The organism is Sinomonas sp. ASV486 (assembly GCF_030908215.1).
GTDB classification, from domain to species: domain Bacteria; phylum Actinomycetota; class Actinomycetes; order Actinomycetales; family Micrococcaceae; genus Sinomonas; species Sinomonas puerhi.
On the sequence record NZ_JAVFJK010000003.1, the window covers coordinates 1 to 22,219 of the forward strand.

Annotated in this window: 20 protein-coding genes, 1 tRNA gene and 1 pseudogene; 9 read left to right on the top strand and 13 right to left on the bottom strand. The window is 69.5% G+C overall.

The window, feature by feature from the left end:
* The coding region (locus RBS60_RS04795; protein WP_307956401.1) for an IS481 family transposase at positions 1-1,112 on the bottom strand (1,112 nt) is incomplete at its 3' end.
* A 386-nt stretch (positions 1,113-1,498) separates the two neighbouring features.
* Between RBS60_RS04795 and RBS60_RS04800 the strand changes: the two genes are divergently transcribed.
* The 4 genes from RBS60_RS04800 (at position 1,499) to RBS60_RS04815 (ending at position 4,050) form a co-directional block, all read left to right on the top strand.
* Positions 1,499-1,582: transfer RNA gene (locus tag RBS60_RS04800), tRNA-Leu, on the top strand.
* 131 nt (positions 1,583-1,713) lie between these two features.
* A complete protein-coding gene (locus tag RBS60_RS04805) occupies positions 1,714-1,980 on the top strand; it encodes a hypothetical protein (protein WP_307956402.1) in 267 nt (88 codons plus the stop codon).
* Between the two features lie 161 nt (positions 1,981-2,141).
* Positions 2,142-3,095, top strand: coding sequence for a zinc-binding dehydrogenase (locus tag RBS60_RS04810; protein ID WP_307956403.1), 954 nt, complete (start codon positions 2,142-2,144; stop codon positions 3,093-3,095).
* Positions 3,096-3,294: 199 nt separating this feature from the next.
* Complete coding sequence (locus RBS60_RS04815; protein ID WP_307956404.1) at positions 3,295-4,050, top strand: glucose 1-dehydrogenase; 756 nt, start codon at positions 3,295-3,297, stop codon at positions 4,048-4,050.
* Between the two features lie 105 nt (positions 4,051-4,155).
* Here RBS60_RS04815 and RBS60_RS04820 read toward each other — a convergent pair whose 3' ends face one another.
* The 4 genes from RBS60_RS04820 to RBS60_RS04835 form a co-directional block, all read right to left on the bottom strand.
* The gene (locus tag RBS60_RS04820; protein WP_307956405.1) at positions 4,156-5,616 is read right to left on the bottom strand and encodes an HNH endonuclease; all 1,461 of its coding nucleotides are present in this window, start codon (positions 5,614-5,616) and stop codon (positions 4,156-4,158) included.
* 265 nt (positions 5,617-5,881) lie between these two features.
* On the bottom strand, positions 5,882-6,004 hold the full coding sequence (locus RBS60_RS04825; RefSeq protein WP_307956406.1) for a hypothetical protein: 123 nt from the start codon (positions 6,002-6,004) through the stop codon (positions 5,882-5,884).
* A 191-nt stretch (positions 6,005-6,195) separates the two neighbouring features.
* Positions 6,196-6,420, bottom strand: a complete 225-nt coding sequence (locus RBS60_RS04830; protein WP_307956407.1) for a hypothetical protein — start codon at positions 6,418-6,420, stop codon at positions 6,196-6,198.
* Positions 6,421-6,443: 23 nt separating this feature from the next.
* Positions 6,444-7,766, bottom strand: a complete 1,323-nt coding sequence (locus RBS60_RS04835; protein WP_307956408.1) for a hypothetical protein — start codon at positions 7,764-7,766, stop codon at positions 6,444-6,446.
* A 303-nt stretch (positions 7,767-8,069) separates the two neighbouring features.
* Here RBS60_RS04835 and RBS60_RS19615 point away from each other — a divergent pair.
* Together RBS60_RS19615 and RBS60_RS04840 are read left to right on the top strand one after the other, a co-directional pair.
* A pseudogene (locus RBS60_RS19615) lies at positions 8,070-8,276 on the top strand (zinc-binding dehydrogenase); the annotation flags it as partial.
* 14 nt (positions 8,277-8,290) lie between these two features.
* Positions 8,291-8,737, top strand: a complete 447-nt coding sequence (locus RBS60_RS04840) for a hypothetical protein (protein ID WP_307956409.1) — start codon at positions 8,291-8,293, stop codon at positions 8,735-8,737.
* 312 nt (positions 8,738-9,049) lie between these two features.
* On the opposite strand, the gene RBS60_RS04845 is transcribed toward RBS60_RS04840, so the two are convergent.
* The 5 genes from RBS60_RS04845 to RBS60_RS04865 form a co-directional block, all read right to left on the bottom strand.
* Positions 9,050-10,090 carry a zinc-binding dehydrogenase gene (locus RBS60_RS04845; protein WP_307956410.1) on the bottom strand — a complete coding sequence of 347 codons (1,041 nt, stop codon included), beginning with the start codon at positions 10,088-10,090 and terminating at the stop codon, positions 9,050-9,052.
* Positions 10,090-10,872, bottom strand: a complete 783-nt coding sequence (locus RBS60_RS04850) for an SDR family oxidoreductase (protein WP_307956411.1) — start codon at positions 10,870-10,872, stop codon at positions 10,090-10,092. The genes RBS60_RS04845 and RBS60_RS04850 overlap by 1 nt, the downstream gene beginning before the upstream one ends.
* On the bottom strand, positions 10,869-12,287 hold the full coding sequence (locus RBS60_RS04855; RefSeq protein ID WP_307956412.1) for an MFS transporter: 1,419 nt from the start codon (positions 12,285-12,287) through the stop codon (positions 10,869-10,871). Before RBS60_RS04855 ends, RBS60_RS04850 begins: the two co-directional genes overlap by 4 nt.
* Positions 12,288-12,374: 87 nt before the next feature.
* The gene (locus RBS60_RS04860; protein WP_307956413.1) at positions 12,375-13,220 is read right to left on the bottom strand and encodes an IclR family transcriptional regulator; all 846 of its coding nucleotides are present in this window, start codon (positions 13,218-13,220) and stop codon (positions 12,375-12,377) included.
* An 87-nt stretch (positions 13,221-13,307) separates the two neighbouring features.
* Positions 13,308-14,366, bottom strand: coding sequence for a D-2-hydroxyacid dehydrogenase (locus RBS60_RS04865; RefSeq protein WP_307956414.1), 1,059 nt, complete (start codon positions 14,364-14,366; stop codon positions 13,308-13,310).
* A gap of 137 nt (positions 14,367-14,503) precedes the next feature.
* On the opposite strand from RBS60_RS04865, the gene RBS60_RS04870 reads away from it, so the two are divergent.
* Positions 14,504-15,379, top strand: a complete 876-nt coding sequence (locus RBS60_RS04870) for an NAD(P)-dependent oxidoreductase (protein ID WP_307956415.1) — start codon at positions 14,504-14,506, stop codon at positions 15,377-15,379.
* Positions 15,380-15,467: 88 nt separating this feature from the next.
* On the opposite strand, the gene RBS60_RS04875 is transcribed toward RBS60_RS04870, so the two are convergent.
* From RBS60_RS04875 to RBS60_RS04885, 3 genes are read right to left on the bottom strand one after another with little or no spacing between them, the layout of a single operon-like run.
* Positions 15,468-16,400 (bottom strand): MaoC/PaaZ C-terminal domain-containing protein, encoded by a 933-nt coding sequence (locus RBS60_RS04875; RefSeq protein ID WP_307956416.1) that lies wholly within the window; start codon positions 16,398-16,400, stop codon positions 15,468-15,470.
* Positions 16,397-17,830, bottom strand: a complete 1,434-nt coding sequence (locus tag RBS60_RS04880) for a 3-oxoacyl-ACP reductase (protein ID WP_307956417.1) — start codon at positions 17,828-17,830, stop codon at positions 16,397-16,399. The genes RBS60_RS04875 and RBS60_RS04880 overlap by 4 nt, the downstream gene beginning before the upstream one ends.
* A gap of 28 nt (positions 17,831-17,858) precedes the next feature.
* Positions 17,859-19,211, bottom strand: a complete 1,353-nt coding sequence (locus RBS60_RS04885; protein WP_307956418.1) for an acetyl-CoA C-acetyltransferase — start codon at positions 19,209-19,211, stop codon at positions 17,859-17,861.
* Between the two features lie 65 nt (positions 19,212-19,276).
* Between RBS60_RS04885 and RBS60_RS04890 the strand changes: the two genes are divergently transcribed.
* Entirely contained in the window at positions 19,277-20,086 is an 810-nt protein-coding gene (locus RBS60_RS04890; protein WP_307956419.1) for a helix-turn-helix domain-containing protein, read from the top strand.
* 44 nt (positions 20,087-20,130) lie between these two features.
* Positions 20,131-22,155, top strand: a complete 2,025-nt coding sequence (locus RBS60_RS04895; protein ID WP_307956721.1) for an acyl-CoA dehydrogenase — start codon at positions 20,131-20,133, stop codon at positions 22,153-22,155.
* Positions 22,156-22,219: the final 64 nt, after the last annotated feature.

The window sequence follows — 22,219 nt, forward strand, 5'->3', positions numbered from 1 at the left end:
TCGGCGAGGATCTCGCCGGTGCCGTGCTCGATGGCGGTGGCCTCGGCGTCGTGGACGAGCAGGATGATGCGTTTGTGCCTGTGGGCGCGGCCGATGCCGAGGTGACGGAGGCGTCCCGCGTGGCGGAGGGTGACCTTGCCGTCGGCGTCGACGCGGTCGGTCCGGACGCGGAAGTGTGCCCCCTGGGCGGCGGCCGCGGGGCCGGCCTTGGGGGTCTGGGCGTAGGCCTCGGCGGGTGTGTGCCTGCCGAGCGCGCGGTGGGGGCGTTCGTGGTTGTAGACGTGGCGGAATCTGGTGAGCTGGTCGTTCAGGTCCTCGATGGTCTGGGCCGGAGGCTGGCTGTGGAGCCATTTCTTCAGGGTCTGGTGGAAGCGCTCGATCTTGCCCTGGGTCTGGGGGTGGCCGGGGGATCCGTTCTTCTGGACGATCCCGAGCCCTGCGATGAGGCTCTCGAAGGCGTTGCGGCCTCCTTTCCCGCCGGCCAGGCGGGTGGTGTAGACCATGCCGTTGTCGGTCAGGGTGCTGGCGGGCAGGCCGTGTTCCTGTGCGGTGTCCAGGAAGGCGTCCACGACGATGGCGCCGGTCGTCCTGGGGTGGGCGGTGAGGTGGAGCAGGCAGCGGGAGTGGTCGTCGAGGAAGTCGATGATCTCGGTGTCGGTGCCGTCGGCCAGGTGCCAGTGGGTGAAGTCGGACTGCCAGGTCTCGTTGGGCTGGGCCGCGGCGAAGCGTCGCAGGGAGGACTTGGGACGCTTGTGGGGTTCGGGGGCGACCGCGCCGGCGGCCCGGAGGATGCGGTGGATGGTGGTGCTCGCGGGCACCGGGAGGCCCTCGCGTCCGAGATGGGCAGCGATGGTCTCGGCCCCGGAGTCCAGGCCCTTGGCCTGCAGGTCGGCGCGTAGGACCAGGATCCTCTCCTGAACGTTGGCCGGCGTCTGCTGCGGGCTGGTGCGGGGCCGCCGGGAGCGGGCCTCGAGGCCGGCCTCTCCTTCGGCTGCGTGGCGGGCGATGAGTTGGTGGACCCATTGGCGGCTGATGCCGTACCGGCGGGCTGCTTCGGCCTTGGACATCCCACCCTCAAGGACTGCGACGACGATGACCTTGTTCTTCGACATGGCAGAAGCCCAATGGGCGAGGTGTCAACGATGTCCCGCGACATGCCGGAAGGCGTCAACGATGTCCCGCCACAGCAGTCAACTGTCACCTGTCAACGATGTCCCGCCACATGCGTCAACGATGTCCTGACATCACACACCCCTCCGCGCACCACGGGAAGCCCCGGTCTTCGGACCGGGGCTTCCGTGCTTTCTTGGCCTCATCCGCCGATCAGCTCTGGGGTCGTTTCGCCCCGCACGCACGACGGCGAGGGCGCGCCGTCGCGCATCGCCGCGCCTTCCTCTGTGGTCACGGGCGCGGACTCCGGTGGTGTATGCTTGGATATCGCTGCCGGGGCCAGAAACGCCTGCAATGACGTTTCATGCGATGGACTCGGAGGCCGCCCGCGCGGGTGGCGGAATGGCAGACGCGCTAGCTTGAGGTGCTAGTGCCCTTATTGGGCGTGGGGGTTCAAGTCCCCCTCCGCGCACGATCTGATTGCCCCGGTCTTGGGACCGGGGCAATCGTCGTTTCCGGAGTGAACCGCCGCGGTCCTCTGAGCGTCTTCTACAGCGTGGGGACGCCACCCCGACGCCTCCGCCGCTGAGGAGGAACAAGCCAATGAAACGCCTTCTGTACTCTCTGGGTGCTGCCTTGATGCTGTGCGCGGCCGCCGCCGCACCCGCGCTGGCTGACAGCACCGGAACTCCGGGCCCGCCGAGCCAGTCGTGCCAGGACCTTGGGCTGACCACGCCGGGCAACGCGGCAAGCAGCCCAGGTTCACCGTTCAACGAGCCGCTCGGATCAAACCCCGGCGGCACCGGCGGGCAGCACTACAACGCGATGTCCCAGTACGACGTCGCATGCTTCCAGCAGTCTGTGCACTGACCGCGGCGCACCGCTCCGCGGGTGCCCCACGACGACGGCGCGCCTCACCACATATGGCGAGGCGCGCCGTCGTGCGTGGATGGGAACTCGGGCCGATAGGCCTCGGTGGAGTCGCCCCGGGTGCGCATAGAGTCGGAAGTGTCACCGAGAGGAGAGTCACCATGAAGGCATGGCAGTTCAACGGTACAAACAAGCCACTGGAACTCAACGAGGTCCCCGAGCCGCACGCCGGCCCGGGGCAGGTCGTTGTCGAGGTCAAGGCCGCAGGGGTGTGCCATTCGGATGTGACCGCGCTTGACGATGCGGGCTGGATGCCGCTCTTCCACGAGCTCCCGCGGACGATGGGCCACGAAAATGCCGGCGTGATCGCCGAGGTCGGCGACGGCATGGACGAGTGGCATGTAGGCGACCGCGTCGGGCTCGCACCCGTGATGAGCGACGGCGACGCCCTCGGCTACGGCAAGTGGGACGGCGGGTTCGCGCCGAAACTCGTGGCGACGGCCGACAACCTGGTCAGGCTTCCCGATGAGGTGGCCTTCGACTTGGGCGCGATGGCGACCGACGCCGGTCTCACGGCGTACCACGCCATCATGGCCGTCGGCGGCGCCAAGGCGGGCATGAAGGTCGGCGTGATCGGGCTTGGCGGTCTCGGCTACATTGGTGCACGCTGTGCCGCACTGGCCGGCGCTGAAGTGTACGGCGCCGAGATCAACCCCGAGACGCGCAAGCTCGCCGACGAGATCGGCCTCGCCGGGGTCGCCGACTCCATCGACGCGTTCAAGGACAAGGGCCTCCAGCTCATCGTCGACTACGCGGGCTTCGGAACGACTACGAGCGCGGCCATCGAGACGCTCGCCGAGTTCGGCACCTTCGTGCAGGTCGGCATGGGTCGGCTCGAGGCCACCATCAACACCTACCCCCTCATTATCAACCAGCTCACGCTCAAGGGCTCCAAGTCCGGCACGCGCGAGGACCTCGCGGGCATCTACGAGCTCATGAAGACCGGCAAGCTGAACCCGCCGATGAACCTCATCACTCACGCGGACATTCCCGGCGCCATTGACAAGCTGCGCGCCGGTGGAGTGATCGGTCGATTCATCGCGATGTACGAGTAGACCCCGGCCATCCCTGCACCGCACGACGGCCCAGACTCACGCCCCATGCGGTGGATCTGGGCCGTCCAGAGGCCAGAGCCCGCGTGTTCCAGAGTGGAACATCTGTGTTCCAGACCACATGCCTACGGTGAACGCAGCGACCGGCGCACACACGTCGCCGCCGTCGCTTGATAAGCCAGGATGCAGGGAAGGGACAAAGATGACCAAGCGTGTTGAAGGCAAGATCGCGGTGGTAACCGGCGGGGCGGCGGGCATGGGCCGCGCCCACGCGCGCCTCCTCGCCAGCGAGGGGGCCCGCGTCGTCGTCACAGATGTCGACGCCGCGGGAGGCCGCGAGACGGTGGCCCTCATCCAGGGCGAAGGCGGGACAGCGACTTTCGTGGAGCACGACGTCTCGAAAGCGAAGGACTGGGAGTCGGTGGTCGGCCACGCCACGGAGGAGTACGGCCGCATTGACGTGCTGGTGAACAACGCCGGCATCTTGGCCTTCACTGCTCTCCAGGACACTGAGGAGGAGGTGTGGGACCGGATCTTTGCTGTCAACGCCAAGGGCACCTATCTGGGGTGCAAGGCTGTGCTTCCGGCGATGCAGCGGTCGACGGCGCCGTCGATCATCAACATCTCGTCGATGTACGGGATCATTGGTGCCCCGAACGCTGCCGCCTACGAGGCGTCGAAGGGCGCGGTACGCACCCTGACGAAGGCGGCTGCCGTGGATTTCAAGGAGTTCGGGATCCGTGTGAACTCCGTGCACCCGGGCGTGATTGCGACCGCGATGACCAACGACATCCTTGCCGATGCCGAGGGCACGAAGGCGCTCCTCGGCACGACCATCCTCGACCGGCCGGGCCAGCCTGAGGAGGTGTCCGCGGTAGTGCTCTTCCTGGCCTCCGACGAGTCCTCGTTCATGAACGGTTCCGAGGTAGTCGTCGACGGCGGGTATATCGCCCAGTAGTCCTTCGTCTGGGCACAGAGCCGCCGCGCATGCCGATGGCATGCACGGCGGCTCTCGCCGGTGGATAGCCGCGGTCCGCAGCCGAACAAAGGCAAGCACGCCTGCTCAGGCTGCCGTGTGGAAGACCATTCGGCCACGGGGGAACCCGACTCGGTGCCCGACGATCTGCCGGGTTCCAGGTAGCGGCGGCGCGGTCGAACTGTAGCGACGGCCGGTCGGTGTAGTCACCGTGACGGTGTGCCGGGTGGCAGGAGTGGTCCCATGGCTCCAGCCGGGCGCTTCCTTGACCTGGTTGCAGCGCTCGCACAGGCCCTGGCCGTTGGCTGCGTTCGTGGGGCCTCCGCGTGCAGCGGGGATGACGTGGTCGTGCTGCCGGATCGGCGCGTTGCACCACGGGTTCCTGCAGGTGGCGTCCCTCAGAGCGATGAACGCCTTGAGTCCCTCGGGGAAGAGGCGGGATCGCGATTCCATCGACGTGAGAGCGCCGGACTCGGGTGCTGTGTAGAGCCGGCGCAGCGTGGCGCGCTCTGCGGCGCTGAGCACGAGGTCGCGTCCCACCTGTGCGGGCAGCACACCGAATCCTTCAAGGAGGGCAGGCTCGGAGGAGCCACGGACCAGCGCGCTCTCCGCCATGACGAGGTTGACCGCCACCGCCACATCCTCGGCGTGCTCCTGCCCGGTCAGCCTCTCCACCGCGGTGTCCGCCATGATTTGGTCGCGCGTGCGGTCCTCACGCACTTCAGGCCCCGCGGCACGAGCAGAATCCGCGTTGACGGTCAACGCTTTGTATGAGGCGACGGCTTGGGCGGCCGGCAGCAGACAGGACAGGACTGCCATCGAATCCGGTGCGGGCCTGAGCCAGACGCGGCGCTCAGCTACCGCACGCCGGGCGCGCTTCACGGCCGCCGCGGGATCGAGCCGCTGAGCATGCGCCCGAGCCTCTGCTGCGAGCTGGCGGTCCCCGACGCCCCCGCGAGCGTAGGCGGGCACCATGGCTTCGTCCACCCGCACCCGGTCCTCAACATCGAGGCAGGCCGTCTCCCGGACGACAAGGGTCGCCCGCCATTCGTTGATCCGTCCCGCAGCGAGGGCGTTGAGCGTGTGCGGCATCTCGTTCACGAGTGCCTTCGCCAGCCCCAGCAGGCGGCCTCCCCGCGCTGGCGACTCACTGCGGGCCAGGGCGATGGCCTGCCCGGCCTCGACCGAGGGGTCCACGGGACGCGGTCCCTCGCCGAGCCGATCGCCCGAAAGTGGCTCATCGGTCGCCGCCCGCCGCTCCCGGACCCGCTTCTCGAAAAGGACGCTGAACCGGGCCTGATAAGCCGAGGCTGCGGCCTTCAGCCGCTCCGCCGCACCGATCCGCTCGATGAGTTCCGCCTCGCTCAGCTGACCGTCGTCCTCCGCACCGGATACGAGCGCCGTCGCCCAGGTCCCGATGACAGCGGCGCTCGGCGAGCTCCGGCCGACAGACATCAGAACATCCGCGATGAGCTGTGAGAAGTCGTCCGCATCCTGCGGACCTCCCACGCTCGCTGGCGTCTCCGCCATCACTGATAGTTCGAACATGTGTTCGACTCTACCGTGACCCCGCGTCCCGGGCCAGACCTGTGGAGGACAACTGAGAAGGACGGTGCCGCCCCCATGGATACGGCGCCGCCCGGTCGGCTAAGGGCTACTTGGCGTGGCTCCATTCCCAGCCCGCCGGCGCCCCGGGTGCGGTGGAGAAGCCGGCCGAGGCGAAGGTGCCAGAACGGTGTCGGGCTGGCCAGCGTGGCCGGGCGGCGAGGTACGCGACTCGAACAGTGGGATGGCCTAGGGTGGCCCGCAGGACCTACCTGGCCGAGCGCGCCCGCTTGCCGATCGCGGCGCGCCGCTCTCCCCCGGCGACAGGCAGGCACATTTCGCTGAGGACCACGTCCACGATCCCGTCGAGGATCTCCGCCCTGTTGGCCACGCGTCCTCCACCGAGACGGCGGGCGCCGCTGGCCGCCCCGGGTCAGGTCACGATCGGCACCGCGGTGAGTGGCGCCGTCGTGCGTCACCGGCCAGCGCTGTGCACCTGCTTGATCATCCTTGCCGGCCCGCGCAGATGAAAGGGACCAGCCTCAGGCTGGTCCCTTGGCGTTTCCGCCCGCCGGCGTCAGCTCAGGATGCTGCCGCGCGGGGGCTCGAAGCCTTGGTTCCACTCGGCTGCGCGCCCATGCCGCCGATACGGGCCAGGATCGTCTGCATGCCCTTGTCAGCTTGGGCTCGGCTCAATCCGCTGTTCTTGCCGATGAGTGAACCGGCGCCGAGGTCGATTCGGGCATCGGACAAGACCGACCGGCGCGGTGATTCGTGACGGCGGATCTTCTTGTGGTTCAGTGCCATGGCGACCTCCTTCTGCCCCGAGTCTACTGTGAGCGGGCCGATTTCCACAGGGACCTGGCCATCCGCCGCGCGTTCATGAGGTACAGGACAAGCCCGAGGAGGATCGCCACCGCGACGACCACGACCACGAGCCAGAGAAGGTCCCACCACCACGGCTCGAGCGGAACCCCGACGCCGATCCCAGCTGTGAGCAGCACTCCGGCACACGCGATGAGCATCAGCCTGAGCGGCAGCAGCATGACTGCAAGCGCTCGGTGTTCGGGGGCGCGCGCCATCCATGACAGGAACAGAGCTGGCCCTACGAGGAGCAACGAGACCGCCTGCGACGGCACCGTGAAGCGGGGCGAGAGGATCGGAGCGCCGAAGAACTTCTGCGCCGCCACAGCCACGGCGAACAAGAGCACGACCAGCACGCCCACGACCGTGAAGGTGAAGACACCGGAAGCTGCCGGGACGAGCTCGACACTCACCTCCGCCCCCGAATAGTTCTCCGACGGCGCGAACGCGACATGGGCGGTGCTCCGCGGCTTGGCGGGGACGTCCTCGCGAGGGTCTGCGACATACTCGTCGCCAGCCGTCTCCTGCACGCTGAGCCGGCGGACGACCAGGCCGGCAGGTGCACTGAACTCAACATGCTGGCTGTGCGCCAGGCCCGCGTCTGGGAGGTCGAACTCGATGATCCCGACCCTGTTGCCGAGATCCGGGATCGGCAGGCTGCGGTCATAGGAGAACTTGACCACAGTCCTCTTCCCGACGAGGTCTCCTTCGACCTCGACCACGAGGAGGAACTGGTCCAGAAACCCCTTCACCATCCGGGCGACAACCGCCCTGCTCTCCGGGTCGGCGATGCCGCTCAAGGGCATGAGCTTCCGGTCGACCTCGTCCTCGATTGCTTTCCTCGTCTCCGCGGACGTCTCGGCAGGGTTGAACCCGACGACGCGGTGTATGAGGTCGCGCATCTGCTCGGACTCCTCAGTCGGGCGGGGCACCCCGGGGCTCGTGATCTGGACCAGCATCTCAACGGCGAGCTGCGTGTTGTCGTCACGTCCGAGCACGGGCATCGGGTGGTCATCGGGCCCGGTAGCCGAGACACGGCGAAGCGCGCCCTTCTCGATCAGAGCGAGCGGTACCAGGACGCGGCCGTCCGACCCAGGCACTGCAAGGTCCGAGGGAAGCGTGAAGTCAAAGGAGATCGCGCGACGGGTGGTGCCGGTGGCGCCAAGGCTGATCGAGTCAACCCGCCGGTGCACCCAGAGGGGCGCCCCGAACAGCAGCGCCGCAATCCGCCGGCCCCTGTCTGGAGAGCCACTGAGGCCAGGCCAATTGATCTCGTTGGTCACCACCACGCCCCAACCCTATCGACACCGGAAGGATTGCATGCGCGGACGGCGTCGTGCTGGGCCAGCGTGACCCTGCAGGCCTGCGACGCCGCCCGCATCGCCCAAGGGCAGACGGTTTTGGTCATCGGTGCGTCGGGCGGTGTCGGCTCACAAGCGGTGCAGCTGGCAACAGGGCTCGTCGCCGGCAGCACCCCGCTCCCCGACTCCGCGGCGGGCGGTTGACCGGCATGGGTCGGCAGCTGAAGGCTCTGGCCCTGTCCTCCTTCGTCCGCCGGCGCCTGACAATGCTCGCCGCGGGCCCAGCGCGCAAGCGACCTCGCCCGACTCATCGAGGCTGGAACCCTGAGGCCCGGGATCGACCGGACCTACCCGCTCGAGCAGCTGCTCGGTGCGATCCGCGCCCTCGTCGCGGGCACGTTCCTGCGGAAAGGTCGCCATCTCGGTCCGAGTGCGCACGACGACGGTGCCTTGCCCAAGAAATGTCGGAGGGCCCAATTAGGTTCTGATCATCGCTGACGGACGGGGGACCGATGGGCAGGGGACCGATCGAATGGTGGGAGTGGCTGGTCTTGCTGGGACCGATCGCCGCGCCGCTCCTTATCGCCGCGGCTACTTTGACCGCGGCCGGTATCGCCGCTCGGGTCGCCATACGGACTCTCCGACAGCGGGATCTCGCCGACCGAAAGGCCGAATGGTGGCGCAGGACCCAGTGGGCCTTCGACACCGTTCACGCAGATTCGGCTTCCCGACGTGAGCTGGCGCTCGACGTACTCGACGTCCTCGCCGAGAGCGACCTGCCGACACTCGAGGAGGTCCTTCTCCTGGAGACAGCCAACCGACTGCCACTGCGGGCGGCACAAGGCAGGCTGGACGCTGAACTGGAGGTCATCGACAATGGAGATTCAGAGGGAGAGGCGGAAGCCGATGAGCACCACGACGCCGGCGCACAGCCCGGGAAAGCAGCAGGCGGCATCTAAGAGGGTCGTCCGAGTCCCGCGCGGAGAGCTGCGAGTGCAGGCAGCAGCAGCACGGCTCCAGGTCACCATCGACAAGCGGCTTGACCGCGAAACCCCCGAGTGGATCAAAGAGCTCGCGAAGAAGCAGTACTGACGTCCCAGCACAGCCGGGGGTCTGGCCAAACGACGGGTGCGCACCCTTCCCGCACGAGGTGGGTGCTGACGACGCCGCCGCCCCACCAAGGGGACGGGCGGCGCCGTCGTGCGTGAAAGAAGTGGCCTACGCGACCCCGAGCTCGTTGTTTCGGTGATGCGGCCATGGGCGGCCGGCGCTCAGAACGAGATGAGGACCTTGGAAGAGACCGAGGCGTCGGCGGCGGTCTCGAAACCCCGGAGCGCGTCCTCCACAGGCACCACGTGCGTCACGATCCCCTCGGTCCTGAGGGTGCCGTCGCCCAGCGCGGCCAGGACGTCGCCGAACTCCCCCGCGAAACGGAACGAGCCCGCGAGGGTGAGTTCCCGTGTGATGGCCGTCGCCATGGGTGCCTCGACGCCACCGGCGCGCTGCAGGCCCAGCATGACGACGGTGCCCCCGCGGGCCGCGGCCGAGACTGCCGCCGCGAGCCCGGGCACCGTCCCGCTCGATTCGACGACGACGTCGGCGTGGAGCGCCTCGATGGCCTCGTCGTCGCGCGCGTCCAGGGTCCGCGCGCCCTGTTGGCGGGCTATACCCAGCGGGACCTCGAAGACGTCCGTCGCGACGACTTCGGCGGCCCCGTGGTGGTGGGCGGCCGCAATGACGAGCTGGCCGATGGGCCCCGCGCCGATCACCGCCACGCGCTTGCCCCGCACGTCGCCGGCGCGCTCGAGTCCGTGCCACGCGACGGTGGCCGGTTCGGCGAGCGCCGCGGTCTCGAGCGAGAGGCCCTTGGGCACGCCGTGGAGCATGCGGGCTGGAAGGGCCACCCGGCGGGCGAACGCGCCTTGCGTGTGGGGGCGGTGCATGGCCGAGCCCAGATAGGTGGACGCGGGCGCGAGGTTTGGCCGGTCGGCCGGATACGGGGTCCTGCCGTCGCCGCGCGGGGTGAGCGGATGGGCCGCCACGCGGGTCCCCGCCGTGGGGCCGGTGCCGTCGGCCGCGGCCCGGATCACGCGCCCCGAGACCTCGTGCCCGAGGATCATGGGCTCTCGGAGGATGGAGGCCCCGGCCGCCCCGTGCTTCCAGTAGTGCAGGTCGGAGCCGCACACGCCGCCGAAGGCGACCTCCACGACGGCCTCGTCGTCCGCGGGCACGGGCTCCGGCACGGGCCCGATCCGCAGGTCGCCCGCCGCGTGGGCGACGACGCCGAGGTTCTCCCGCGCAGCACCCGTCATCAGACGACCGCCGTCATGCCGCCGTCGACGAACAGCGTCTGTCCGTTGACGAAGTCGCTTGCGGAGCTTGCGAGGAACACGAGCGCGCCGACCAGGTCGCGGGTGTCTCCCCAGCGCGCCGCGGGGGTGCGCTGGCGCACCCAGTCGGAGAAGTCCTCGTCGGCCACGAGCGCCTGGGTCAGCTCGGTGGCGAAGTAGCCGGGAGCGATCGCATTGGCCTGGATGCCATGGGGGGCGAGGTCTGCGCACAGTCCCTTCGTCAGCATGACGATGGCGCCCTTCGTCGCCGAGTACGGCGCGATGGAGGGCCGTGCGAGCTGGCTCTGCACGCTGCCGATCTGGATGATCTTCCCGCTCCCCCGCTCGACCATGCCGCGGCTCACACGGCGTGCCAGGTAGAACGCGCTCGAGACGTTGGTGGCCATGAGGACGTCCCAGTCCTCGTCGCTGAACTCGCCGATCGGCGCGCGCCGCTGGATGCCGGCGTTGTTGACCAGTACGTCGAGCACGCCGACCTCCGCTTCGAGCGCGGCGATTCCGGCGTCGACGGCGGCCGGGTCGGTGACGTCGAACGTCACGCTGCGTGCTTGTGAGCCGGTCGCGTCGGCAACTTCGGCCGCGGCGCGGGCCGCCTTCCCTGCGTCCCGGCCGTGCACGACGACGCTGGCTCCCGCCGCGGCGAGCCCCTCCACGAGTGCGCGCCCGATGCCCTGGCTGGACCCCGTGACGAGCGCGGACTTCCCTTCGAGGCCGAAGGCGGCAATCCCGGTGGGTGCCCTCACGGCCGGACCCTGACGAGTCGCTGGGTGGTGGCTTCCACGCCGTCGCCCACCTCGTCGCGGGAGAGCTTGAGGGCGTCGTCCGCGCGGAGCAGGTCGCGGCGGAGCGTCTCGGGGACGAGGAAGGTGGAGCAGGTCGTGATGAGGGCCAGGGTGGCCATGTAGGTGGCGAGCAGCACCCAGTTCCCGTGGCTGACGGCGATGATGTAGGCGCCCAGCACGCCGGCCAGACCCCCTGCCAGTACCGCAGAGATCTCCCGGGCCATGGCGACGCCGAGGTAGCGGTGCCTGTTGCCGAACATCTCAGGCAGCATGGCACACTGCGGACCGAGCATCGTGTTGACGGCGATGCCGATGCCGACCGCCACGACCGCGACCGCGAGGACGTGGTTCCCCAGCGAGAGCAGCCACCACGCCGGGAACGAGTACAGGAGCATGAAGACCGCACCGAAGCGGTAGACGGTGCGTCGTCCTACCCGGTCGGAGATGGCGCCGGCGAGCGGTACCGAGAAGACGCCGATGAGGGAGCCGATCGTGACGCCCCAGGCGAGCAGGCCCTTGTCGGCGCTGCTGCCGACGACCGAGACGAAGAAGCTCAGGGCGAGGGTCTGGAACATGTAGGAGCCGCCGTTCTCGGCCATGCGCAGGCCGATGCCCACGATGACGCCCGGCAGTCCCTTGGTGAAGATCTCCCGCACCGGCTTGTCCTGGAGCTGCTCATGCTTCTCGAGCGGCACGAACGTGGGAGTCTCGCGGAGCTTGGTCCGGATGACAATGGCCACGAGGATGAGCACGAAGGAGAGCAGGAAGGGCACGCGCCAGCCCCAGCTCATGAGCTGGTCCTTGGGCAGCAGCGAGATGGCGCTGAAGACCAGCCCCGCGAGCAGGGTTCCCGCCTGGATGCCGATGAAGGGCAGCGCCGCGAAGAAGCCACGCCGCTTGACCGGAGCGTATTCGGCCATGAGCACTGTGGAGCCCGCCTGCTCCGCCCCGGCGCCGAATCCCTGGAGCAGGCGGAGCGTGACGAGGAGGACCGGCGCCAGCAGCCCGATCTGGTCGTACGTGGGCAGGAGGCCGATGAGGGTCGAGGCGCCGCCCATCAGCAGGATGGTCACCACGAGGATGGTCTTACGACCCAGGCGGTCACCGAGCCGGCCGAAGAACAGGCCGCCGAAGGGCCGTGCCAAGAAGCCGACGCCGTAGGTCGCGAAGGCGGCGACGGTCGCCATCGCTGGGTCGCCCTGGGGGAAGAACAGCAGGTTGAAGATGAGGGCTGTCGAGAGCCCATAGAGCGCGAAGTCGAAGTACTCGAGCGCGCTGCCGACGCTCGAGGCGAGCGTTGCGCGCTGCAGGTTCTTGGCATAGTCCGGATCCGACGATCCCGGATGCTGGGCGGTGTCCCTAGTGGTCACGGCCATCTCCCTTGATTGGCTGGAACAGGAGGTGCCTGCACGTGCGTGCTTCTCGGCTCCTGTGACCTACCTTACCAACCTGATGAATCCTGTTCAACCCTCTGAACTCCGTCGACTTTCCTCGAGATCCCGACGTGCCGATGCCCCGAGGGGGTTCGTCAATTGCAGGGCCGCATCCTTGAGCGCCTCGGCCACTCGTTCCAGGTGCTCCGGGGTCGCGCGGGCCTCCTGGATGGCGACGCCCAGCGCCAGCGGCGGATCACCCGGCGCCCAGCCCTCGAGCGGCACGGCGACCCCGACGAGCCCGGGCATCCCTTGCCCCGGATCGAGCGCCCAGCCGCGCTCGCGGGCGCGGTGGAGCTTCTCGAGAAGCTCCGGCAGCTCGCGCACGCTGCGGTCCGTGACATGGGGGAACGGGACCTGATCAGCCATGATCGCCTCGATCCGGGAATCATCCATGACCATGAGCAGGGCGTTCCCCGTGGCGCTCAGGGCGGCGTGGATCCTTGACCCCAGCGGGGTTCCGAAGCGGACTGTGCGCGAGCCCTCGTGGCGGGCCAGGTAGAGCGCGTCATGGTCGTCGAGCATGGCCACCTGCACCACCTCGTGACGGAGCACGGGCGAGGCCTGGCAGACGGCGTAGAACTCCCGCACCTGGTTGAACTGGGCGGCGAAGGCGCCGCCCAGTTCGGCGTTGCGGCGGCCCAACTGGTAGCCCGAGGGGACCCGCTGGACCATGCCGCCCTCCTCGAGCGCCAGGCACAGGTTCATGGTCGAGGACTTGGGCAGCCCGAGCGCCGTGGCAATCTCGGTGAGCGTCAGGGGGCCGTTGGCCTCCGCGAGCACGCCCAGGATCTTCAGGCTGCGCGTGACCGCGGGGGCGGGGTCCCGGCGCTCGCGGTCCTGCTCATCGCCATCGTTCGGAATGGACTTCGCCATGCAGGTCTCCTCTTGCTCCCCGTGCTTGCGCACGCGTGTGTGCCCAGCTGTCGGGCCGGGCCCATTATGGCCGAGAGTCCTGCGGTCTCAGTAGAACTCCACCGTGTTGACCACATTGCGCATGGCCTGCCCGTCCAGCAGCCGGCTCGCGTTCGCGGCGAAGAGCCGCGCGATCCGCTCCTCCTCCTGGGAGTTCAACGCTGCCGTGTGCGGGCTGATCAGCACATCGTCGCGTCCCCACAGCGGAGAATCCGCCGGCAGCGGCTCCACTTCGAACACGTCCAGCGCGGCGAAGGAGACTCTCCCGCTCTCGAGCGCCGGCACGAGCGCGGACTCATCGATCACCGTGCCACGGCCCACGTTGACCACGATGGCTCCGGGCTTGATGGACCCGAGCACCTCATGGCCTACGAGGTGGTGGGTATGCTCGGTCCCGGGCAGCGTGACGACGAGGGCATCAGCCTCGGCGGCGGCGCGCGCGAGCTCGTCCACCGGCACGAGCCGATCCACGCCGTCGACCGGCTCCCCGCTGCGGGTCGTGCCCCACACGGTGGCGCCGAGCGCCTTGAAGCGGCGGGCACACTCGGCGCCGATGCCGCCCAGGCCGACGACGAGCACCGTCATCTCTTCGAGCTGCTTCATCTCCCAGCGGTCGGTCCACACGCGCCCACGCTGCTGCGCGATGAGGCGTGGCAGGGACTTCGCGCCCGCGAGCACGCCGAAGACGGCGAATTCAGCGAGCGGGCCGCCATGCATTCCGGCCGAGGTCGTGAAGGCAACGCGCTGGAGCGCCTCCTCCGGCAGCCCGGCGGCCTTGACTTGGCTGCCGCCGCCCGCCGCTGTCGTGTGCACCCAGCGCAGGCCGGGATTGGACGCGACGGCGCGGTGGAGCGCGGCCGGGTCGACGTCGGGAATGCCGAACAGGAAGTCCGCCGAGTCGACGAGGGCCTCGAACGCCGCCTGCTCCTGTGAGGTGCGGACGCGGTCGGGGTCACCGGACCAGTCGGCCGGTCCGCGCATGGGACGGTAGAGTCCGTGGTCGCGCACGACCTCGAGGCGGGGTTCGAGCGCCTCAATGAGTTGGCAGTGCTCTTCGGAGAGCGGGACAGCGACGACAGCGCGGACCGAACCAGTGGTCTCGGACATGGGATCCCCTTCGTTGCGGCAGTTCCGATGGCGTCCACGGGAGCGAACGACTCCCACAAGGGTAGCGTGGGTTCAACGTACTGAACAAAGTTCCATATTTTGACCGCACCGCACTCTGCGGCCGCTACGCTGGGAAGATGACGACGATTGCACTCGGCATGATCGGCCTCGGCGCCATGGGCGCCCCGATGGCCCGGCACCTGCTCTCCCACCACGGATCCCTCGCAATCACGGCCCGGCGCCCGCAGTCGGAGCTCGTGGGCGAGGGAGCACACTGGGCCGATACGCCGCGAGAGCTCGCCGCCTCCGTCGACGCCCTCCTGGTCATGCTCCCTGACCTCCCCCAGCTCGAGGAGGTCCTGGCCGGGGACGACGGCATCCTGGCCGGCGTGCGCGACTCGGGCCTGACGCTGATGGTCGGGTCGACGAGTTCGGCCACAGGAGTGCGGGACCTCGCCGCCCGGTTGGCGGACGAGACCGACGGCCGTGTACGCGTCGTGGACTGCCCCGTCTCGGGTGGGGAGGACGGGGCGATCGCCGGGACCCTGTCCATCATGCTCGGCGGCACCGAGCCCGATGCGGCCCTCGCCCGCCAGCTGCTCGCTCCCTGCGGCAGCCCCGTGCACCTAGGCCCGCTCGGGGCCGGACAGGTGGCCAAAGCCTGCAACCAGCTCGTGGTCTCCGCGACCATCCTGGCCCTCGGCGAGGCAACCGTCCTCGCCGAACGCTCAGGGATCGACCTGGCCCTGATGTGGGACCTGCTGGGCGGCGGCTACGCCGGGTCGCGGCTCCTCGACTCCCGCAGGGAGAAGCTCGTCAGCGGCGACGACTCGCCTTCCGGCGTCGCGAAGTACATGGTCAAGGACCTGGTCTCCGCCGAGGAGATCGCGCGCGCCACGAACACCAACCCCGTCCTGCTGCCCGCGCTCCGCGCCGCGTTCGACGAGATCGTGGCGTCCGGGCTTGGCGATCAGGACATCTCCGTGACCCGGCGGTTCGTGGCCGGGCGGTAGAGCTCGGGCGCTCTGCCGGAGCCAGCCCGAGGGGCCCGGTGACGGCGGGCGGTGGGCGCGCACCGCCGTCATGCGCGCCCACGCGCTGCTACCCGAGCTGGACCACGGACCCCACGAAATGCCGCCGGCCCGACTTCGCGTTCCATCCGACGAAGTCGGAGCGTTCCCAGCCGCCCTCGCCGTCAACCACGTCTGAGATGTTCACCGACACCCGTGCCGGCAGGAAGACGGGCGCCTCGAACTTGACGTCCCAGACGAATGCGTCGCCCTTCTGGGTCCCCACCTCCGCAAGGACACGCGAGGCGGTGTACATGCCGTGCGCGATGGAGCGCCGCATCCCGAGGGCCCGCGCGGAGATCGAGCTCAAGTGGATGGGATTGAAGTCTCCGGACACGGCCGCGTACTCGCGCCCCGTCTCGGACCCGAGGCGCCAGATAGCCGTCGGCAGCGGCGCGCGGAAGTCTTCGCGCGGCTCGGAGGCGACAGGCTTGTCGATGCCGGGCAGGAACACGCCCTTCGCCAGGTAGGTCGAGACGCCGCGCCACACGGGCTCCCCTCCCCCGGCCCCGCTGCGTCGCACCTCGGCAACCACATCGACCTGGGTCCCGGCCCGGTGTCCGGAGAGATTCTCAGCCCACGTGGTCACATCGAGCAGGTCGTTGTAGGTGACCGGTTCGCGATACTCGACGTGGTTTCGCAAGTGCACCATCCCCAGAAGCGGGAGCGGGAAGTCCTCGCGGCCCATGAAGCTCATCGCCACCGGAAACGCGAGGGCGTGCAGGTACCCCGCCGGCACGACGTCGCGTGCGGCTTCGCCCAGCAGATGCTGGAACTCCGTGAGCTTGGCAAGGTCTTGGCGCACGACGGCGACGTGGTGCCTCGCGCTCGGAAGCCGCCTCGCGCCGTTGCTCCTGGAGATCATGAGCCGCGCGGCCTCGGCGGCCGCGGCGACGTAGAGCTTCGAGAGCGAAGGCACCTCCGGCAGCTCGACGGTCTCGATCCCCCGCGGCGGCGCGCTCACTGCCCCACCAGATTCTGCCCGCACACGCGGAGCACGTTACCCGAAATGCCGCCAGCCGCATCAGAGGCGAAGAACCCTATCGCCTCGGCCACGTCGAGCGGCAACCCGCCCTGCTGGAGGGAATTGAGGCGGCGGGCCACCTCGCGCGTCGCGAAGGGGATCTTGGCGGTCATCTCGGTCTCAATGAATCCGGGGGCCACGGCGTTTGCGGTCCCGCCGGTGGCGGCGAGCCGGGCCGCCGTCGAGCGGACCATACCCATGACACCGGCCTTGGACGCCGCATAATTCGTCTGGCCGCGGTTGCCCGCGATGCCAGAGGTCGAAGCGACGGAGACAATGCGGAACCCGTCGGGAAGCCTCCCGGACCCCATCAGCGCGTCGTTGATCCGCAGCTGCGCCGCGATGTTCACCGCGATGACAGCGTCCCACTTGGCCGCGTCCATGTTGGCCAGGAGCTTGTCCCGCGTGATGCCGGCGTTGTGCACGAGGATGTCGAAAGCGCCGTGCCGGGACAGGGCGTGCTCGAGGATCCGCTCCCCCGCGTCCGGCTTGGTGATGTCCAGTTGGAGGGCGGTCCCGCGGACCTCGTTGGCGACCTTCGCGAGGGAGTCGCCTGCCGCGGGGACGTCGACGACCACGAGCTTCGCCCCATCCCGCGCGAGCGTCCGTGCAATCGCCGCGCCGATGCCCCGGGCGGCCCCGGTCACCACGGCGACCTTCCCCGCGAGCGGCTTGTCCGGATCGGCGGGCAGTTCGCCCTTGGCCGTGCCGACGGTCAGGAACTGGCCATCCACGAACGCGGACCGTCCGGAGAGCAGGAAGCGCAGGGCCCCGAGCGCACTGGGCACCTCCGCCGAGACGCCCTCGGCCAGGAGGATCCCATTGCCAGTCGCCCCGGACCGCAGCTCCTTGGCCAGCGAGCGCAGGATGCCCTCGACGCCGGCACGGGCCGCGGCGAGCGCCGGCTCGTCGGCCGTGGAGGATCGACGCGACACGGTCACGACCCGGGCGTTCGGCGCGAGCGAGCGCAGCGCCCGCCCGGCAGCGAGGACCGGGCCCGCGAGGTCCTCGGGCCGCGTGATCGAGTCGAGGGCGAGGACGATTCCCCCCAGCTTCGCGGTGCCACCGGTTGGCGCGTTGGCGCCCGGAGCGGCGGGTGAGGCGGACGACGACGCCGACCCGCCGGCGTCGTGCGTCCCACCGGCGGCGGTGGCGATCCCCGGATCCCGAAGGACCTCGACGTCCCAGCCCTTGAGCGCGGTCTCGAGCGAGTCGGCCCCGGGACCGGTCCCGATGAGCAGCACGGGCCCAGGCACGAGCGGCGCGCCCGGCTCGTAGCGGCGCAGCCTCACGGGCTGCGGGAGTCCGAGCCTCTTGGCGAGGTCACGGCCCCAGCCGCGCGAGACGAAGTCGGTGTATTTGTCAGCCATGTGTTTCCCTTCCCCCGGGTTGTCCTGGTCAGCGTCCCTCGAGGACGGCGACAACGCCCATGCCGCCAGCCGCACACACGGAGATGAGACCGCGCGCGGGCCGCCCGAGGTCGCCGGCATCGGTCCGCTCGTGCAGCTGCTTTGCGAGCGAGGCGACGATGCGCCCGCCGGTCGCGGCGAACGGGTGCCCCGCGGCGAGTGAGGAGCCGTTGACATTGAGCTTGGCTCGGTCCACCTTGCCGAACGCGCCCTCGAGTCCGAGCCGCTCGCGGCAGAAGTCGGCATCCTCCCACGCGGCGAGCGTCGCCAGGACGGTGCCGGCGAACGCCTCGTGGATCTCGAAGTAGTCGAAGTCTTCAAGGGTGAGGCCGAGCCGGGCGAGCAGGCGCGGCACCGCGAACACGGGCGCCATGAGGAGACCGTCCTTGCCGTGCACGAAGTCCACCGCGGCGGCCTCGCCGTCCACGACGTCCGCGAGGATCGGCAGGTCGCGCGCGGCGGCCCACTCCTCGGAGGCGAGCAGCACGGCCGCGGCGCCGTCGGTGAGCGGGGTCGAGTTGCCAGCCGTCATCGTCGCGTCCGCGCCAAGATGCCTGCCGAAGACGGGCGAGAGCTTGCCCATCTTCTCCATCGAGGTGTCGGCGCGGAGGTTCGAATCCTTCGTGAGTCCTCGGTAGGGGGTCACGAGGTCGTCGAAGAAGCCGCGGTCATAGGCGGCGGCGAGGTTCTTGTGCGAGGCGAGGGCGAGCTCGTCCTGCGCCTCCCGCGTGATGTTCCACTGCTTGGTGGTCAGCGCCTGGTGCTCGCCCATGGACAGGCCCGTGCGCGGCTCGCCCGTCCCGGGGGCATCGGGCGCGAGGTCCTTGGGGCGCAGGCGGGAGACGGCCTTGAGCTTCTGCTGGAGCGTCTTGGCACGGCTGAGTTCGAGGAGTACATCGCGCAGGCCCTCGCTCACGGCGATCGGCGCATCCGAGGTCGAGTCGACCCCGCCCGCGATGCCCGATTCGATCCGGCCGAGCTTGATCTTGTCGGAAAGCTGCAGAACTGTCTCGAGGCCCGTGGCACACGCCTGCTGCACATCGTAAGCGGGGGTCTCGGGGCTGAGGGCCGAACCGAGCACTGACTCGCGCGTGAGGTTGAAGTCGCGACTGTGCTTGAGCACCGCGCCGGCAGCCACCTCTCCGATGCGCTCGTCCTGCAGGCCGAACCGCGCCACGAGGCCGTCGAGCGCGGCCGTGAGCATGTCCTGGTTCGAGGTGCGCGTGTACGCGCCGTTGGCGCGGGCGAACGGGATGCGGTTGCCGCCGACGACGACAGCCCTCCGGATGCCAGCCGGGGACGAGGGGGAAGACGGGGAAGACGCGGAAGAGGGGGTCGACATCTGAATGCCTCCGATGATTGTGACCTGAGTTACCGATACCAAGCGTACCTGATACGCTGGGTATCGTGAACTACCCCACCCCCCGTGCTGAAGGTCTCGGTACCGTCACGTACGACGTCGCGAGGCAGCCCATCGTCGACGGCCGCACCGCCCGCTGGGCGAACCACCGAGAGGAAAGGCGCGTCGAGCTGGTCCACGCGGCCCGCCGGGCCGTGCATCGGCTCGGACCGGACGTCCCCATGGAGGAGATCGCCGCCGCCGCGAGTACGTCGAAGTCCGTCTTCTACCGGTACTTCCGCGACAAGGCCGGGCTTCAGGCGGCGATGGGCGCCCTCGTGCTGGCTCAGATGCAGGTCCGCATCGCCCAGGCTGCCGCCGCGGCCCAGACCCCCTACGAGGGGCTCCGCGCAATGGTCGCCGCGTACCTCGGCATGGCCGTCCGTTCGCCCAACGTCTACGAATTCGTCACCCGCGTGCCGGTGGGCTCGGCACCGTCGGAGCCGGCCGTCCAGCGCGCCACCGCCGGCCGGAGCAGTGCCGCCGGGCACGCCGCGGATGAAGCGTTCGGAAGCTTCTTCGACGCGATCGCCACGATGATCCAGGCGCCGATGAGCCGCTACCTCGACCCCGCGGCGTCGGCCACCCTCGACTACTGGCCCAGCGCTGCCATCGGGCTCGTGCGGACCGCCGGCGAGCGCTGGCTCGCTGCTCCCCCCTCGCCCGAGAAGCCCGGCCTCGAACAGATGGCCGCCCTGATCGCCGACTGGCTCTTCGCCGGCATCGCCGCGCAGGCGAGCCACACGCAATCGGCGAGCGCCGCCGTCGTCCATGAACCACACCCCACCGCAGCCGTTCCCGCAAAGGAGACCCCGTGACCGATCCGACCACCGCTACCGCGACCGCCCCTGCCGAGGCAGACCTGGCCGACCTCGAGCCGTCCCCCCGTGTCGACGTTGCCGCCCTCGGGGAGTACCTCCTCGGTGCGTGGGCCGATGTCCGCAGGCAAGCGCGGGAGCTCGCCGCCAAGCCCGAGTTGCACAAGCTCGAGGGCCTGACCCACATCGAGCACCGCGAGCGGGTGTTCGGCCAGCTCAAATACCTCGTGGACCACCAGGCAATCCAGCGCGCATTCCCGAAGGAACTCGGCGGCGAAGACAACCACGGCGGCAACGTTGCGGGCTTCGAGGAGCTCGTGACCGCAGACCCGTCGCTGCAGATCAAGGCGGGCGTGCAGTGGGGCCTCTTCGGTGCCGCAGTGATGCACCTGGGCACCGCAGAGCACCACAGGAAGTGGCTGCCGGACATCATGGACCTGACCGTGCCGGGCGCGTTCGCCATGACCGAGATAGGGCACGGCTCCGACGTCGCGAGCATCGCGACGACCGCCACGTATGACGAGGCAGCCGACGAGTTCGTGATCAACACCCCGTTCCGCGCGGCGTGGAAGGAGTACCTCGGCAACGCGGCCAAGGACGGCATCGCGGCGACGGTGTTCGCCCAGCTCATCGTCAAGGGCGTCAACCACGGCGTGCACGCGTTCTACGTGCCCATCCGCGACGCGCAGACCAGGGAACCGCTTCCCGGGATCAAGACCGAAGACGACGGCGTCAAGGGCGGCCTCAACGGCATCGACAACGGCCGCCTCTGCTTCGAGGACGTACGCATCCCGCGGACCAACCTGCTCAACCGGTACGGCGACGTCTCCGCGGAGGGCACCTACACCTCCCCCATCGCGAGCCCCGGCCGGCGCTTCTTCACGATGCTCGGCACCCTCGTCCAGGGCCGCGTCTCGCTCGACGGCGCCGCGGTCGCCGCCTCGAAGGTCGGCCTCACCGCGGCCATCAGGTACGCGAGCGAACGCCGCCAGTTCAACGCTTCCTCCGAGACTGCCGAGGAGGTGCTCCTGGACTACCAGCGCCACCAGCGCCGCCTCTTCCCGCTGCTCGCGGCCACGTACGCGATGAGCTTCGCCCACGAGGAGCTGCTGGGGAAGTTCGACGGCGTGTTCTCCGGTCAGCAGGACACCGACGAGGACCGCCAGGACCTGGAGACCTTCGCCGCCGCGCTCAAGCCGCTCTCCACGTGGCACGCGCTCGAGACGCTCCAGGAGTGCCGCGAGGCGTGCGGCGGCGCGGGCTTCATGATCGAGAACCGCTTCGCTTCCCTGCGCGCGGACCTCGATGTCTACGCGACGTTCGAGGGCGACAACAACGTGCTCCTCCAGCTCGTCGCCAAGCGGCTCCTGAACGACTACGCCAAGGAGTTCCGCGCCATGACCGTGGGGGCCCTGGCCAAGTTCGCGCTCGGCCAGGCACGCGGCGTAGCGTTCAAGACCGGCCTCGGCGCCGTGGGCCAGTTCATCGCCGACTCGGGGCGCGCCCAGCGATCAGCCCTCGCCCTGCGCGACCCCGACACCCAGCGGCTGCTGCTCGCCGAGCGGGTCCAGACCATGGTTGCGCAGGTGGCGCAGGCCCTCCAGGGCGCCAACAGGCTGCCGCAGGCCGAGGCGGCCGCGCGCTTCAACGACCACCAGAACGAGCTCATCGAGGCCGCCCGTGCGCACGCCGAGCTCCTGCAGTGGGAGGCGTTCACCGAGGCGCTCGAGAAGATCGAGGATCCCGGTACCAGGCAGGTCCTGACCTGGCTGCGCGACCTCTTCGGCCTGACACTCATCGAGAAGCACCTCGAGTGGCACCTCATGAACGGCCGCCTGTCGATGCAGCGCGGACGCACCGTCGGCGAGTACATCAACCGGCTCCTCGCCAAACTCCGCCCCCACGCCCTCGACCTCGTGGATGCGTTCGGTTACACCCAGGACCACATCCGGTCAACCGTGGCGAGCGGGATCGAGGCGAAGCGCCAGGAGGAGGCCGCGGCGTACTTCGCCCAGCTGCGGAAGTTGGGCACGGCTCCTGTGAAGGAGAAGAACCTGAAGCGGCCGTAGGTCCCTTCCCCCTCCCAGCGGCCGGGACTAGCCTGAAGTCAGGACCCGGCCGCACCGGCGCCCG